The 15,654-nt window shown below is 44.5% G+C and carries 10 protein-coding genes and 1 pseudogene; 2 read left to right on the plus strand and 9 right to left on the minus strand.

What is annotated here, in order from left to right:
- Positions 1–86 precede the first annotated feature (86 nt).
- The 5 genes and pseudogenes from AB6E78_RS13785 to AB6E78_RS13805 form a co-directional block, all read right to left on the minus strand.
- The gene (locus tag AB6E78_RS13785) at positions 87–3,803 is read right to left on the minus strand and encodes an SbcC/MukB-like Walker B domain-containing protein (protein WP_372133808.1); all 3,717 of its coding nucleotides are present in this window, start codon (positions 3,801–3,803) and stop codon (positions 87–89) included.
- Positions 3,804–3,808: 5 nt separating this feature from the next.
- A complete protein-coding gene (gene sbcD, locus AB6E78_RS13790) occupies positions 3,809–5,062 on the minus strand; it encodes an exonuclease subunit SbcD (protein WP_372133807.1) in 1,254 nt (417 codons plus the stop codon).
- Positions 5,063–5,275: 213 nt separating this feature from the next.
- Positions 5,276–5,449 (minus strand): annotated as a pseudogene (locus tag AB6E78_RS13795) (porin family protein); the annotation flags it as partial.
- Positions 5,450–5,462: 13 nt separating this feature from the next.
- The gene (locus AB6E78_RS13800) at positions 5,463–6,059 is read right to left on the minus strand and encodes a LysE/ArgO family amino acid transporter (protein ID WP_372133806.1); all 597 of its coding nucleotides are present in this window, start codon (positions 6,057–6,059) and stop codon (positions 5,463–5,465) included.
- 14 nt (positions 6,060–6,073) lie between these two features.
- Positions 6,074–6,598, minus strand: a complete 525-nt coding sequence (locus tag AB6E78_RS13805) for a GNAT family N-acetyltransferase (protein WP_372129081.1) — start codon at positions 6,596–6,598, stop codon at positions 6,074–6,076.
- A 459-nt stretch (positions 6,599–7,057) separates the two neighbouring features.
- Here AB6E78_RS13805 and AB6E78_RS13810 point away from each other — a divergent pair, with 459 nt between their 5' ends.
- Positions 7,058–7,801: a class I SAM-dependent methyltransferase gene (locus AB6E78_RS13810; protein WP_029235856.1), complete on the plus strand. Its 744-nt coding sequence runs from the start codon at positions 7,058–7,060 to the stop codon at positions 7,799–7,801.
- A 129-nt stretch (positions 7,802–7,930) separates the two neighbouring features.
- Here AB6E78_RS13810 and AB6E78_RS13815 read toward each other — a convergent pair whose 3' ends face one another.
- The 4 genes from AB6E78_RS13815 to AB6E78_RS13830 form a co-directional block, all read right to left on the minus strand.
- Positions 7,931–9,976 carry a TonB-dependent receptor domain-containing protein gene (locus tag AB6E78_RS13815; RefSeq protein ID WP_372133805.1) on the minus strand — a complete coding sequence of 682 codons (2,046 nt, stop codon included), beginning with the start codon at positions 9,974–9,976 and terminating at the stop codon, positions 7,931–7,933.
- Between the two features lie 181 nt (positions 9,977–10,157).
- Positions 10,158–11,078, minus strand: coding sequence for a LysR family transcriptional regulator (locus tag AB6E78_RS13820; RefSeq protein ID WP_372133804.1), 921 nt, complete (start codon positions 11,076–11,078; stop codon positions 10,158–10,160).
- Positions 11,079–11,307: 229 nt separating this feature from the next.
- Complete coding sequence (locus AB6E78_RS13825) at positions 11,308–13,497, minus strand: immunoglobulin-like domain-containing protein (protein ID WP_372133803.1); 2,190 nt, start codon at positions 13,495–13,497, stop codon at positions 11,308–11,310.
- 487 nt (positions 13,498–13,984) lie between these two features.
- A complete protein-coding gene (locus AB6E78_RS13830) occupies positions 13,985–14,983 on the minus strand; it encodes a hypothetical protein (protein ID WP_017063978.1) in 999 nt (332 codons plus the stop codon).
- Positions 14,984–15,222: 239 nt separating this feature from the next.
- On the opposite strand from AB6E78_RS13830, the gene AB6E78_RS13835 reads away from it, so the two are divergent.
- A complete protein-coding gene (locus AB6E78_RS13835) occupies positions 15,223–15,462 on the plus strand; it encodes a PAS factor family protein (RefSeq protein ID WP_004733935.1) in 240 nt (79 codons plus the stop codon).
- The last annotated feature ends 192 nt before the right edge of the window (positions 15,463–15,654 follow it).

The raw sequence follows: 15,654 nt of genomic DNA on the forward strand, positions 1-15,654 counted from the left end.
GAGGAACGACTGAGTCGGGGATCTGCTTCATCTAGCTCTGTTTCTATTTCTGCGCAGATAAATTTAGCAAGAACCAAAGTAACAACCTAAGCGACAACCTTGTACTGCTTCTCCATCTCACTCACACCTAAGCCAGAGTGTTTTGTCACTTTAAGCTGAACGGGCACTCGCTCTTTCAGTGCTTCAACGTGGCTAATGACACCGATCATCTTGCCTGATGCATTCAAGTTATCTAACGCGTTAAGGGCAATGTCCAATGTGTCACTATCCAACGTGCCGAAACCTTCATCTAAGAACAGAGAATCAATACTGGTTTTGTAGCTCACAAGATCAGATAGCGCTAATGCCAACGCCAAGCTCACCAAGAAGCTTTCGCCACCTGATAACGTCTTTGTATCACGCATCACATCGCCCTGCCATGTGTCGAGCACTTGCAGTTCTAAACCATCGTCGGCTTTACGTTTAAGCTCGTAACGACCATGCAAACGTTGTAGCTGCTTGTTCGCAAGGTACACCAAGTTTTCCAATGTTAAACCTTGGGCAAACTTACGGAACTTGTCGCCGTTCTTAGAGCCAATAAGTGAGTTCAAACGAGAGATATCATCAAACTCGACTTGTTGCTCATCAATTTGCTTAAACAGATCTTGCTGATTACTGCGGTTCTGGCTATCCGTTTCAAGATTGGCAGAAATTGCACCGATCTTGGTCGCATGGCTTTGCTGTGCGTTTTGACACTCAGTAGTCGCTTCTTCAACTTGCTGTTGGTCTTGCTCTTGCCATGCTTTCGCATTTTCGTGATTTAGTAGATCCACTTGTGTCGCTTTGGCGGCGTTCAACCTAGCTTGCGCACTGACAATCGCTTCGTCTAAAGACTTCTTCAGGCTTTGAAGTTGAGTTCTAACCTCTTCATCTAACAACGCTGCTTCAAAATTAGCCTCATCTTCGAACGGGCTAGTTTTCAGCGCTTCTAACCAAGCATTCGACGCTTGTGTGTAGCTCGATTGCTTACTGACTAACTCGTCCGAGAAACCAGTGTGTTTGGTTTGCTCGGTTCGATGTTCAAGTTCGCTGCGGTTAAGCACTAACTGCGCGGCATCAAATGCATTTACTGCTTCAGTGACTCTTTGCTTCATCGCATTGCTGGTGGCTTGAATGTCTTTGTCACCAAACAACTCTGTTCTTTCAGCCGTTACACGAGTGAGTTCTGACACTAAAGACTCACTCTGTTGCGTCAGTGTCGCGAGCTCTTTCTCAACACTGCTTAGCTTGTCGTCTAACGTTTTCAATTCGGCATTTTGAGTAATCAGTTGCTTCTCAATATCGGCCTGTTGCTGTTTGGTTTGCTGCCATGTGCTTGATGCTTGCGATTTCGCAGTAAACCAATCATCGATATGCTCAAGTTCAGGTGCTTCGATAGAAGTTTGAACAATGCTCTCTTTCAAGGCGTTCCATTGCTGGCCTTTCGCTTGAGCTATTTGAGTCACTTGCTCGTTTGCGACTTGGTTTTGCTTATTCAAATCAGCTAAGCGTTGCTCGGCCAACTCGAGATTAGACTGCGCCTTGTCAGCCATAACACTTACAGACAGGCGTTGTTTCTCAGCTTCAGCGTAATGCGCTTTAGCATCACCCAACGCTTTGAGTTGCTGCGCGCTCTGACTTAGTTGAAGTTCACACTGCTGAGCAAAGGTCGCGACTGTAGCTTCATTGCCTAAATCGTTAATCGTTAGCAGTGCCAGTTCAGGAGCCGTGCCAACGAAATCCGATAAGCTCTGTTGAAGCTTGCCGACAACGCCTTGCCAATTCAGCTGAGCTTGTTGAATATCCGCTTGCGCACGTTGAATGTCATCGTTAAGCGCCACAATCACAAGGGTAAGAGAATCTAACTGCTGACGATGCTCTTGGCCTTCTTTCTGAATCGCTGCTAATTCTTGTTCCTCAAGCTCTTTCTGGGCATTCAAATCCTTCGAACTTTGTGATTGTTCGATCGCATGGTCTGTTGAACCACACAATGGACAATCCATACCTGGCTTCAATGACGCTCGGTATTTCGCAAGGTCACCTTCTTGATCAATTAAGCGAACTAAACGTTCAAGTGAGGTCTTTTTTTCTTGGTATCGCAGAAGCAACACTTCACGCTCTTTCGAAAGCTTGTCGACCAACTGGGTGTTGGTTTGATGTGCCTGTGTTTTTGCGTGCAGCTGTTGTTGGGCATTTAGGAAACCACGATTGATCTCGAGTAATGAGTGCGTATTGCGATTCCAAAACTCCAACAGATCTTTTTGCGAATTCAACACTTGGTCGCTAGTGTTGCCTTGCAAGGCTTCCCACTGTTGCTTTGCACTACTCTCGAGAACAACCAATTCAGCTAAAGTTTTATCTTGCGTTGCTTTAGCATCTTGCGCGGATTTGATGATCGTTTGCTGTGCATCAACTGCAGACAAAGCTTGCTTCGCTGAATTCAACTGCTCTGAATGCTGGCGCTCTAGAGTACGAACTTGCTCGACCTTTGCTTGCCACTGACCTAGGTATTTTTCCAGATGTTGGTCAGCTTGATGCGTATTTAGGTACTCAGTGCTGAGTTTATCTTGTTGCTTCAGTGCATCTGTTTTTTGGACTAAAACAATCTGTTGATTACGCTGCTGCGTATGTTGCTCGTTAAGCGTATTCGCTGCACTAACGGCCGCAGTTTGCTTATCTTTGAGTACGGCAATTTGGTTATCTAACGGGCGAACCTGCTCGATGATCTTCTCTTGATCCTGCTGTTCGGCTTTTACCTGTTCGACAATCGCACTGCTTTGAGTCAGTTTAGTTTGCGCGTCTTGCATTTCTGCATCACGAACGGCAAGTAACTTGGTGCTGTTATCTAGGTGAGCTTGAGTAGTGTTCACCTCTTGTTCGCAACGCTTTAAATCTTTGTGTACTGGACGCAGCTTTTCAGCCGGCTCACTGTTTGCCAAGCGCTCTAGTGACGGTTGGTTACGGTCTAGTTCATCTTGAGCGGTTTTCAGATCGAGCTCACTGGCCGCAATAGTTTGCTCAGCTTTGGTCACGTCTTTCCACCAGCTAAGATGCACTTGCCACTCATTTAATTGCTCGGCTAAACGCTTCTGCTCTACTTCTAGCGTTTCACGCTCTGCGGTCAGCTCTTTGATTTGCTCTTCAGACAGTAAGCTCACACCTTCAGCTTTCGCTTTAAGTTGATTAAGCGACTCTTCACTCGACTTAAAATGATCGTAGATACGCTCTGAAATCAGGCTATAAACTTCTGTTCCCGTCAGCTCTTCAAGTAGCTCTGCACGGTCGTTAGCATTGGCATTTAAGAACGCCGCAAACTCACCCTGAGACAACATGATGGATTTAGTGAAGCGTGAGAAATCGAGCCCTGTAACCTGCTCCACCAGCTTGGTCTTCTTGGTCAACATGGTCTCTAAGACTTTGTCGGTGTCCGCATCGGCAAACTCGCACGTTGGCGTTTGCAATGCGCCATCGTGTTTTCCACGCGCTCGCTTTTGGTGGAAATTAGATCGGTACGTTTTACCTTGAACTTCAAATTCCAGTTCAGCAAAACACTCACCCGTGCCACGCGTCATTAATTCGTTGTTGCCTTTAGCTATGCTCTTTAAACGCGGTGTGCGGTGGAACAATGCCAAACAAATCGCATCAAGAATGGTGGTTTTACCCGCCCCTGTTGGGCCAGTAATCGCAAACAGACCATTTTCTGCAAACGGTGATTGGGTGAAATCGAGCTTCCAACGTCCTTTCAAAGAGTTCAGGTTTTCAAATTCTAGGCTTAAAATCTTCATACTGGTTACTCTTCTACTTTGTTTGGCGCTTGAGCGCTCTCAGACACTTCAACCATCACTTGTTTAAACTTCACCGTCATGCGCTCTAAACGCGCTTTTTCAGAATCCGTTTCAAACTCTTCTAAGGCAATACGCTTGCTAAACACGTCCATCGGGCTCAGTTCAGATAAGGTTTCTGCCGACTCTTGCTCTAATGCTTGATTACGACGCTCTCTTGCACGGCGCAGTTGAAGTACTTCAACGTTCAAGCCTTCGGTCAATGCACGCATACGTTCTTGGAGATCCGACAAGTAATCTTGCGCTTGCACTTCTATCGATAACCATACGCTTTGGTCGCTATCTAAACCTATGTATTGGTTAAGCTGAGATTCGATCTCGCTCAAGTCGCCTTTGATTTCAGCTAGAGGTTGGAATGTGGGAACAGGCAGTTGAGAAATGGTGCGCTCACCTTCAACAAACTCAACCACACACACTTGTTTTTGAGACTTAAGTTCATCAAAACTTAGTGGGATTGGAGAGCCTGAATAACGAATGTATTCACGCTTTGCCACCACTTGTGGGCGGTGGATATGACCAAGTGCAATATAGTCTGCGTCTGGGAAGCCATCAGCGGCAAAACCATCAAGGTTGCCGACATAGATATCACGTACCGAATCCGATTGTTGAACACCCATCGCCGTTAAATGACCGGTAGCGATAATCGGCATGTGCTCGCTGTTTGCAAACGTCGCGCGCTTAGCAACCGCCGCATCATAAACACTTTGATAATGCTGTTTGATTGCATCGCCGAGTTGCTTCTGACGCTCAACGCCAGTGACACCCGCCTGGCTCATCAACACATCGCGAGGGCGAATAAAAGGAATGGCACAAACCAGCGCTTCTACATCGCCGTTCTTGCCTTTTAGTTCGACAACCTGAGTCGCATGATCTTCATTGGTATTAGGAATCACGTCTGCGCCCATGTATTTGAGCAGCTGTTGTGTCTCTTTAAGCACAGAGACTGAATCGTGATTTCCACCTAATAACACCAATTGGCAACCGATCTTGTTCGAATCGACCACAAACTTGTTATACATCTCACGAGCGTAACTCGGCGGTGTACTGGTATCGAAAATGTCGCCAGCAACAATGATCGCGTCGATGTCGTGCTCTGTAACTTGCTCAAGTAACCATTGTAAAAACCGTTCATGTTCATTCTTGCGGCTTTTATTGTAGAAGTTTTGGCCAAGGTGCCAATCGGACGTGTGAAGAATCTTCATTGCTGCTCACTGGAAGTCTGTAATACCTTTAATCTACCAAAATAGTCGAGATAATTCCCTTTTATAAGCTTGTGAAAACCAACTAATTTCAGGCTTTGGACCAACTCCGCCCATAGCGTGACCAATCGTTATTTTTGACATAAAAAAACCGCTCAACGTTAGAGCGGTTTTAGGTGTCCATAGCTTTAGCTTTAAGCTATTTCACAGAGGTCGTCAAAAATTGTACGAAGCGCCCAGAGTTACTGTGCTAAACGCTACATCACGGCTTGCCAGTCTATTACCATTCGGGCCGAAGAATTCGATATTTACTGCATCTGCTTGTGAGATTAAACGTAAGGTTAGGCTTTCTACTGGCGTGTATTCAACACCTATACCAAAATGGAAGCCTAATTACGCGCAGCTAGACAATCAAAGATATTGCAATAGATGCCATGATCACGCCAACGACAAATTCCAACACCTTCCACGCTCTCGGGTTCTTAAACATTGGAGCCAAGAAGCGAGCGCCATATCCAAGTGAAAAGAAGAACACGAATGACGCTGATACCGCCCCAGCGCCAAACAACATTTGATCCGGTTGATATTGAGTTGAGATAGACCCCAGCAATACCACAGTATCCAAATACACATGCGGGTTAAGCCAAGTGAACGCCAAACACATCGCAATCGCTTTGGTTAATGAGTCTTTAGTTTCTGCCGTGGCTTCTAAGGCGTGGTTTTCGGTAAATGCTGATCGGAAGCTTAAGAATGAATAGACACCCAAAAAGATAGCGCCACCATAACGGGCGAACTGCTCAATTTGTGGGAACTGCTTAACGATTGCGCCAAAGCCCGTCACGCCAAAGCTAATCAGTAAGGCGTCGGAAATGGCACATACAGCACAAACTGCCAATACGTGTTGGTTCTTAAGCCCTTGCTTTAAAACAAACGCATTTTGAGAGCCAATCGCAAGAATCAGCGAAAGGCCAATGGAGAAACCTGCAAAGTAAGTCGACATCTAAGGCTAGCCTCTTAACCCAACTCAATACGCATAAACTGGCTGTGCGGATCCAACACATAATCAGCAAAGGGTTCACAGTATCCAAAGCCAAACTTTTCATACAGGTTACGTGCGGCCTTAAAGTAGTCTTCTGAGCCAGTCTCTAAGCTGATTGTTTGATACTGGCGAATGGCCGCTGTATCTAATACGTGTTGTAAAAGTTGGCTGGCAACACCTGACTTTCGAGCAAACTGTGAGGTCCTCATTGATTTGAGTTCAGCGTGTTGGGTATTTAGCTCTTTAATGGCAACACACCCAAGTAGTTGGCTGTCTTTCCAAGCACTGAAAAAAGTAATCTCTGGTGACTTGAGCCCATCTAGATCCAGTGCATGAACGCTTTCGGCTGGCGAAGTGGCGTACATATCAGCGAGGTGCTCTTCAAGTAATTCAATGACTTCCCCACCCGACAAGTCATCCACCTTAATTTCTATTGAAGCACTGCTTTCCAATGCTGTTCTATTTTCCATTGAACCCTGTGCATTTATTGCTGATGTCATTGTTTCAACTCTCCTTGTTTAGTTCGCTTATTTAGCTTGAGTGATTTGGTTTTTATCAACAACCCACTTTCCTTAATTGTTTCCTTTTCAAGAACTCGGTTTGAATCAGTAAAATTACTGATTAATCATAAAATTATAAATGTCACACTGGGTTTACCTAGATACCATATTTTTCCTATCTCGTCTCGTGATAAAAGCGTTCCGCAAAGCCCGTATGGTCGCTGCATTGAGGGAGCAACACCTGTTTTAGTTAACGAATAAGTAGTCAGGGCAAAGTGAATAGCGATGACACGCGTACTGATGTTGTTGGCAGCTTAAACATCCCTTTAAACGGTCTCATTTAAAACGACCATAAGTTAGAAAATAAAACGCTTTCATTGATCGAATATTTGATTGCGATTTTCCAATTTCGGTATATGATGCGCCACCCTAATTTTTCAGCTTATGCTGCAGGCAAATATGTCCGCCAACGCACTCTATACCGACCTATCCGGTTACTATGATTTAATGTGTGTAGATATTGACTACCAAGCGCAAAGTAACTGCGTACGTAGACTCCATCAAATCTTTGGAAATGAAGGAAAAACACACCTCGACTTAGCTTGTGGCACTGGCCCACACGTTCGTCATTTTATTGATTTCGGTTACCAAAGCGGTGGCCTAGATCTTAACAAGCCGATGTTAGATATCGCAGAAGTTCGCTGCCCGGAAGCCAAGTTCTCAGTACAAAACATGAGTAACTTTGAGGTCACGGAACCACTCGATCTTATCACTTGCTTCCTGTATTCCATCCATTACAACGATGGCCTTGAGAAGCTTAAAGAGTGTATTGAAAGTGTGCATCGTGCGTTAAAGCCAGAAGGTATTTTCTGTTTTAACGTGGTTGATAAAGACAAGATCAGCAACGACCTGTTTGTTAGACACACAACAAACCAAGACAAAGACGATTTCACGTTCCGTTCTGGTTGGTATTACTCTGGTCAGGGTGATAAGCAAGCGCTAAAGCTTAGCATCGAAAAGACGACTGCTGGTGAAACTCAAGTGTGGAATGATGAACACCCAATGGTGGCATTCTCGTTTAAAGAGTTAATCGAGATATTGAAGCCCTACTTCGAGGTTAATATCTTCGAGCACGATTACGACAAGCTGATTCCTTGGGATACTCAGTCCGGTAATGCGCTGATCACATGTGTCAAAATCTAGATTAATAGATAAACGGCAAATTAAACCAAATCTATAGATCAAAAAAGAACCCACACTCGCCATTCTCCTTTTAGAGCATCAGCCAGTGTGGGTTCTTTTGTATCAAGCTATCAGTTACTGAACTCTAAATTAGAAGTCCGCTGTCATACCTACGTAGTAAGTACGTGGCTCTTCAACATAGCCCATGCTCTCTAGCTCTTGTGATACAGCTTCGTCAGTTAAGTTCGTGATACCTGCACGTAGTCGTACTGAAGCATTCACGTTGTAGACAGCACCTAGGTTCAGCGTTGTGTAAGCGTCTTGAGTTAGATCGCTTTCGATCTGACGTTCACCACGGTAACGCGCACTCACGAAGGTACTTAGATCGTAAGTTGGGCTCCAGTTCAGTTTAACTAAACCCGAATGCTTGTAACGATCAAGTAATTCGTCACCAGTAGACTTATCTTCAGTGTCTAAGAATGTGTAATTACCAGACACACCCCATTCATCAGTAATTTGGAATTGGCCTGTAAGCTCAGCACCTTGAACTACAGCCTCTGATACGTTTGTATAAGTACGCTTACCATTCACATAGCCAGTTGAGCTTGAACTATCAGCGCAACCTTTACCCGATTCAAACACTCCGCCGTTCTCACAATAGGTTTCATCACGATCAATTAGGTCGTTGATTTCATTTCGGAATAAGGCACCTTCAACATTCCAACGAGGTTGGCTATAAATCGCAGCGATCTCATAGTTCAAGCTGGTTTCGGGCTTAAGATCTTCATTACCATGTAAATCACATACGCCTTTACAGCTATTAACTGTGTAGTCTGTCTGATTTTGAGTCAATGTTGGTGCTTTAAATGCTTTACCCACACCACCCTTGATGATCAGGTCATTCGTTGTTTGATGAACCAAGTACACACGTGGGCTGAACTCTTCACCGTACAGTTCATGCTTATCTAAACGACCACCAATGGTTGCCGTTAGTTGATCCGTCATTAACCATTGGTCTTGAACAAATAACGCACCTTGATAAGCTTCAGATGTACCATTGACTAAGTTTTCTTTGTTGGTTAATTCACTCAACTGGTAGTCCATACCAAACGTTACGGTGTGACTATCACCAAGATAAGTGGTCGCCGAAGCTTCAACAATTTGAGTCAGCTCTTCGATGTCACTGCTATAGTTAGTATCTGAGTCCGCAGCATCATTATCTGTCACATTTTCACGTGAATAACGTACTTGCGTGTCACCCCAGCTCCAAAAACCACTATGTGTGATCGCTTGGCTCTGACGTACAACACGTGTGTCAGACTCAATCACAGATGATACGTTTTCCGCAGATGACTCACGTTCGTCGTCACTGTAACCAAAATCGAAATCAATGGTTTGGTTGTCTGTTGCATTCCATGTCAGGCTCGCGAGTAAGCTTAATGTCTCTCTTTCTTCTAACGCAGTAATGTCTGAACGATCGTAACCAGAGCTATGCGTACCAGAATAGGGTTGCCAAGCATCACGGCTAGTTTGGTTAACAGATAGGCGAGCAAACAACTCGTCTTCAATCAACGCACCAGATGTCGTGAAGCCCATCGAATACTCTTCCCCTCCATCACCATCAAGTGGAGATGAAGTGTCCATGCTCAGTGTAGAGCTCCAATCGTTTTCTGGAGCCTTAGTGATGATGTTGATTGTACCGCCCATACCATCTGAACCGTAAAGTGCAGACATTGGGCCACGGATTATTTCAACACGTTCGATCGAATCAGCAGGAATCGTTGATAGGTCAAAGTCGTTACCACGGATGATGGCACTTGCAGAGCTTAAACGACGACCGTTCACCATGATAAGAGTGTAATCTGAATCCATACCACGAATAGAGATCATCTGACGGCCAGCACGTGTGCTATCAAAATCAGACTCAACACTCGTTGATTCGGCAACGATGTCTGCCAAGGTAATACCAGGGCTTTCTTCAATGTCTTGCGCGGTGATAACCGACATTGAAGCTGGCGCTTGTTTTAGTGCCATCTCGGTACGAGTTGCCGTAACAACCATTTGCTCATCTGTTGCTTGCGCTTCTTCTTGCGCCAACACGTTAGCTGAAAGTGAGGTACAAATAACAGCGACTGCGATCGAAAGGGGTTTACGAACCAAAAGAGGTTTGCGAATCAAAAGAGATCTCTCAGACATGATATTCATTCTTATATGTGATTGGTAATGATAATGGTTTGCATTAAACAACCAACTACCACGCTTATCAACGAAAGTTTCATACCAAAAATCGATTCTCGTTATTCACCATTCAAATAATGAAAGAGATCTATATCCAACTCGATAGGTATTCGTAATTTTCATTCACCCTGCAGATGGATTATGTATAAAGCTCTTTGAATATATTGCGAACCCAGCGACACATCGGGTCGTTATGAAAGCGCTTATGCCAGTATAAGTAGACGTCTTCTGATGGGTGGCGCAACGCTTTAGGCACGCGTTTACAAACAAGATCTCTTTGCTTAGCGGCTTGTTGAGCAAAAGGTGTCGGTAAATGAAAGATGATGTCGGTTGCTTCTGCCATATCCGGCGCGACGTTAAAATTGGAAAGCTGAATTGGAATGGACAGCTGGCGCTGCTTATCAATCAAGCCAAGATCTTTAAATCGACTTTCGATCGAGAGCTTCTTATCCCCTTGCAGTGAGATTTGACCAAGTTGGCTATTCAACAAGTCATCAACCGTGATCTCTTTGTCCGCCAAAGGATGTTTTTTACTCATCAGCAAACGGTAATCGCGGCTAATCACGAACATTCGATACAAATTTTGCTCTGAACTTAACGGCTCGTGGGTCGACAACACAAAGTGCGCATCACCGGATAACAGAGGCTCAAAGTGTCGTTTAGGAATCGAGTCGATATCAACAGTCATGTTTGGCGCTTGTTGACGTATCTCCGCAACTACCTTGGGCAGCAAGTGCGCGACATTAGGCACTAAACCAAAGAAGCGAACCGCACTGTCACTGCTTTGCGGTTCGAATACATCGCCATGTACCAGCTTTTCTAAACGTGTCAGTACCGAATTGAGATCTTGCTTAATGGCTTCTGCTTTTGGCGTTAACTCATAGCCATAAGCCGCTCGCACCAATAGATCATCATTGAAAACGGTACGCAGTTTTTGCAGAGATCGGCTCACCGTAGGTTGGCTCATATCCAGCGCCAATGCCGTGTTGGAAACGTGCTTCTCTTCAAGAAGGTGTTTAAGAATAACGAGTAGATTGAGGTCGACTTGAGCAAGATTCATTATGCAAATATTAACAATATATAAAATTCAATGTGCGCATAGTGCTATTTCTTAACATGTAATACAATTGATAATCACTCCTATTTTGATCTAGAGCAATATGCAGAGCAGAGTTTAAGGTTAAGTGGGTTTTAAAGCTCTAAGTCAGAACTGTTTAAACATAAAAAAGAGAGGCACAATGGCCTCTCTTTGATCGTCTACTTTATATTGCTAGCGTTGAGCTATCAGACTACAGCTTTGTCCAAGCATCTTGCCAGTATTGGCTATCTGCTGGAGCGTAAGACGCGCTTGCACACCATGCCGTGTATGGCCAAGGCTTACATTCGTACAAGCCATTATCGCTGCCGACCACAATGTCACCCGCTGCGTAGTTTGTGCCCGCTTCATATGGAGGGTAATCACCTGGAGGAGGTGTTGTTCCGCCACCGTCTTTAACAGCGAACGAATCGTTTACCATCACCATTTCACCGTCAGATGCTTTACCGACTACTTCAAGTGCATATTGCCCTTCCGCTACATCGTATAAGTCGATGGTAATAGCACGGCTGTCCGTTACGTTAACCTTAGTTTGCTCAACCACAGTACCTTCACTGTTGATCACCATAGCGGTAACATCTAATGCTTCATTTGATGTCAGTGTCAGATCTAAACGCACGTTGCCGTTATCTGGCGCATATTGTGATTGAAGTCCTGAAACCGAAAGCTCTAAGTCATCGCCCGGATCTGGGTTACCACCACATGAAGAGTCTGAAACTTTTCTCCAAACGCCCCACTCACCTGTTGTTCCTGGCTCTTCGCCGCGAGTGTACCAACCTGCTCCCCACGTTGAACCGTCATGAGATACTTGGTCACCTTCAACATAAACGGTGTCGGCATCCCATGCAGCAGCACAGTTAGAACCATCAGTTACAGACACTTTACGGTCAACGGTTACGGTTTGGTTCGCGCTGTCTGTCACGCTATACACAAGTGTGTAGTTGCCGATTTCATTTACATCGACACTGCCAGTGTGTGTGATGGTGCTTGTTAGATCGCCATCTTCAGCATCATTCGCCGTCACGCCTGCCATAGCATCAAACGCAGTTCCCAACACAACTGTTGTGTCAGATACGCCATTAAATACTGGCTTCTGGCTGTAAACCTCTACCGTTCTCGCTTTAGTGGTTTCGTTGTTATCGCTGTCTTTCACTCGGTAAGTCAAAACGTAAGTGCCAATAACACTGGTTTCAACGTAAGCTTCAACATCGATTGATGACGTTAGATCGCCGTCTTCTTTGTCTGTTGCCGTCACGCCATCCATAGGATCAAACGTTGTGCCGTGAAGAACACGCGTATTTTCGACACCTTTAAGAACGGGCTCGCCCTCGACTGGTGGTGGCGTTACCTGACCGTGTACAAACGGGCCGTAGTCTTTAATGAACTGCTCGTTGTATTGTTGGCCGTTTTTGTTGGTGCCCATGTCCCAGTTGATAGACCAAGTCATCACACCACGTAGCGGTTGACCTTGCGCCGTTAGGCTATCAAATGCGTCGTATAAATCTTGTGGCTCTTGTACAAAACCGGTTGCTGCAGCATCGATGCTTGAAGGAATACCAAACACGAGCTTGTCATGTGGGATTTTGTGGAAGCCACGCGTTCCGTTGATAAGAGAATCAGAAATGTAGTAGATGAATTCTTCTTTTAACGCATCGTTGTTTTGAGCAATCCAACCCACGCCTTCAACCCAGATACCATCGCCACCTTGGTTGTAAAATTGTGGGTTAATCCAGTCGTAGTAGCCTTCTAGATTATCGATATAAGGAACGTACTTACCGCCTGTCGTTAGATACGGGAACTCAGGCGCCATTGTAATAAGGAAGTTTTTACCTTCTGCGCGGTAGTGATCTTTCACTAGCTTAAGTGCATCCGGAATCACGGTTTGGTTGTTTGCGGCGGTTACGGCTGCTTGTTCAAGGTCAATATCTAGGCCATCGAAGCCGTAACGCTCGGTAAGACGGATAATCTCATCAGCAAAGGCTCTTTCATCACCGGTTTCTAGCTCTACGTGTGCATCAGCACCACCCAAAGCCAACAGTACAGAGCGACCTTGCTTGTTGAGCTCAGAGATTTGGTCAATAAATTGTTCTTCTGAAAGCCCAATGGTTGGGTCCAGTTTAAAAGTTGGGATTCGACCATCAGCCACATCGTAAACCTTCATGAATGACACATTCACGATGTTGTACATTGGGTTCACTTCATCCAACGTCACACATGGCGCATTACCACCTTGGTAGCCGCCACCGTCACACCAGTTATGCCAATAGCCAACCACGACGCCAGAGTCTGGATTCGTCATATCTGAACCATTCGCATAAACAGCGCCAGACATAGCCGCCATGCCGACCGATACTGCTAATTGTAAAGCTTTACGTTTCAACATTAGTCCCACTTCCTTACTTAACAGCTGTGCCAATCACAACCGAACCAATTCATTGTAATCATGAATATTTATAGAGAAGTAATGGAATTTATAGGAAAAGATGACCTTTGATTTAACTTGTGATTTTAAGTCACAGATTGAATATCAGAATCAATATGATTTTGACTTTTCATTCAAATTGAAATGCTAAAAACTGTTATTTTCGGCTGAATGCATTGACCATATAAATATTTAATCAACCTTAATTCACTAAGATAATTAACCAAAAATATAAAAAATCACCGATAGGAAAAAATAAACTTTAAATCGGCAAAAATCATCCCAAATACGCCGTAATTACTGACCTAAGACCAGATACCATTGCGAGTGATATCACTAAAACAGCCTGGATATAGCCATCATACATGTGCTAGCAATACGCACGTATAACGGAATATAGGAGCAAGAATTTGTAGGATTTTGAATGTATACGTCGGGAGTTTTTCAGTTAACCGTCAGTGCCAGATGAATAATATGCATCCAATAGTGAAATAAAATTCACCTTATCAAGTTCATTAAGTTGATTAATTCCAGCCGCTGCTTTTCTTCCTCCGCCAGTCGCAAAACTTGAGCAAATTTCGTCTGCACCCGTTCTATTTGATAATGGCGCACGTAAGCTCACCGTGTAAGACTCGCCGTCTTGGTTTTTCGTTAATACTGCTTGCGCTCGGTTTGGATCTTGATTAACGATTTCATTACCAAATACGCCACTGATGCGCCTTGCCCAAGTCTCGCCTGGTAGTTCAAACACACGTGCGACTTCACTTTCATAAACAGGAGCAAGGTTTGATAACTGCTGGCAATCATTTTGATAAGCAGCTCGCAGTCGATAAAACACCGAGTCTTTATCATCCAAAAGATCAAACGGGTTCGGGTATTGATAAAGGGTTTCGTAGAGCTCAGCTGGCGTGAAATGCAAATCACTGAGTGACGAACCGTAACCGTTGTAGTTAATCAAGGTACCTAGCTCTTCTAGAAACTCTTTTTGAGATTGAGCGAATCCATTTTCATCCGCTAGCCGCGCCGCCACCGTTTTTAGATTGTCGCCAAAGGCAGCTGCGATTGCCCAAGCCACATGCGCACCATTCAGCTTCTGGTTAATCAGCAAGCTCGTGCAGCTCTCTGGCGCGGTATCAATCAGAGTATCTAAATGACTAGAAGTTGGGACATCCCCTGTTCGGTGGTGATCGCAATAAAATACATTGATGTTTGCGTCTAGCAGTGAGTGCAGTGCAGGCAGGTTTTTCTCCATCGATACATCTAAAACGGTAACGGAAGAAACATCACCTTGCTTACCCGGCTCCATAGTTTGAGTAACAACTTGAGAGACCAACTTAATATCACGCTTAACACCAGTAATGAGCACGCTCTCTCTTGGCTCACTTAATCGCAGCTGTAACAACGCGATTATGCCATCTGCGTCTCCGTTGAATACGTCGTAGTGCATGTTGTTCCTCTTCCTATAGATTTAACCGTTTGCCAGAAACGCGCCAATTCGTTTGTGTGTTCGATAGTCTGTCATTATTTTAGTTATATTTCACAGATACTTAAGTCTATTTTGGAATGCCTTATTCTCATTAGATTGAAAAGATAAACACATTAATAATATTGTATGACTTATATCACAGTAAAAGAATACGAAAAGATTATAAAATAAGCGCCTCCCACTTAATGATAAAGAGACGAATGAACACTACCACCACTCTTGTTTATGACACTTTGAAAAGCCTTGCTGCTCACGCTCCTGAGCAACATGCCGAGATTCGCCAGCGTTTATATGAGCAGTTGAGCCTGCCATTTAACAAGCAGCTCTCGTTATACGCTAATGTGCTTGGTCCTATCAGCTCAGGTAAGTTAGCGGGATGCGACAATATTGATAAAGCGGTTGAACTGGCACTGGATGTGCTGGAAGGCCGAAATAAGTAGTCCCCCCTTTAATACGTAATATAACGGCCCAGATCTTCCCCCAGATCGGGCCGTTTTTTTATTCTCGTCATTTATCTATTTGAATTTCAGGCACAAAAAAGGCGTAGATGATCCACGCCTTTTGTTTTAGTAAGTTCTCATAGACAGGATCTTAAGAGCTAACTTGTTTATTTAGATAGAAAAAAGGCTTCA

Origin of the sequence: Vibrio sp. 10N.247.310.98, assembly GCF_041467395.1 — a bacterium.
GTDB lineage: Bacteria > Pseudomonadota > Gammaproteobacteria > Enterobacterales > Vibrionaceae > Vibrio > Vibrio crassostreae_C.

What these genes read in the sequence shown, in the direction of transcription:
- AB6E78_RS13785 (WP_372133808.1), bottom strand. Translation starts at nt 3,803, where the DNA reads ATGAAGATTTTAAGCCTAGAATTTGAAAACCTGAACTCTTTGAAAGGA.
- sbcD (WP_372133807.1), bottom strand. Translation starts at nt 5,062, where the DNA reads ATGAAGATTCTTCACACGTCCGATTGGCACCTTGGCCAAAACTTCTAC.
- AB6E78_RS13800 (WP_372133806.1), bottom strand. Translation starts at nt 6,059, where the DNA reads ATGTCGACTTACTTTGCAGGTTTCTCCATTGGCCTTTCGCTGATTCTT.
- AB6E78_RS13805 (WP_372129081.1), bottom strand. Translation starts at nt 6,598, where the DNA reads ATGACATCAGCAATAAATGCACAGGGTTCAATGGAAAATAGAACAGCA.
- AB6E78_RS13810 (WP_029235856.1), top strand. Translation starts at nt 7,058, where the DNA reads ATGTCCGCCAACGCACTCTATACCGACCTATCCGGTTACTATGATTTA.
- AB6E78_RS13815 (WP_372133805.1), bottom strand. Translation starts at nt 9,976, where the DNA reads ATGTCTGAGAGATCTCTTTTGATTCGCAAACCTCTTTTGGTTCGTAAA.
- AB6E78_RS13820 (WP_372133804.1), bottom strand. Translation starts at nt 11,078, where the DNA reads ATGAATCTTGCTCAAGTCGACCTCAATCTACTCGTTATTCTTAAACAC.
- AB6E78_RS13825 (WP_372133803.1), bottom strand. Translation starts at nt 13,497, where the DNA reads ATGTTGAAACGTAAAGCTTTACAATTAGCAGTATCGGTCGGCATGGCG.
- AB6E78_RS13830 (WP_017063978.1), bottom strand. Translation starts at nt 14,983, where the DNA reads ATGCACTACGACGTATTCAACGGAGACGCAGATGGCATAATCGCGTTG.
- AB6E78_RS13835 (WP_004733935.1), top strand. Translation starts at nt 15,223, where the DNA reads ATGAACACTACCACCACTCTTGTTTATGACACTTTGAAAAGCCTTGCT.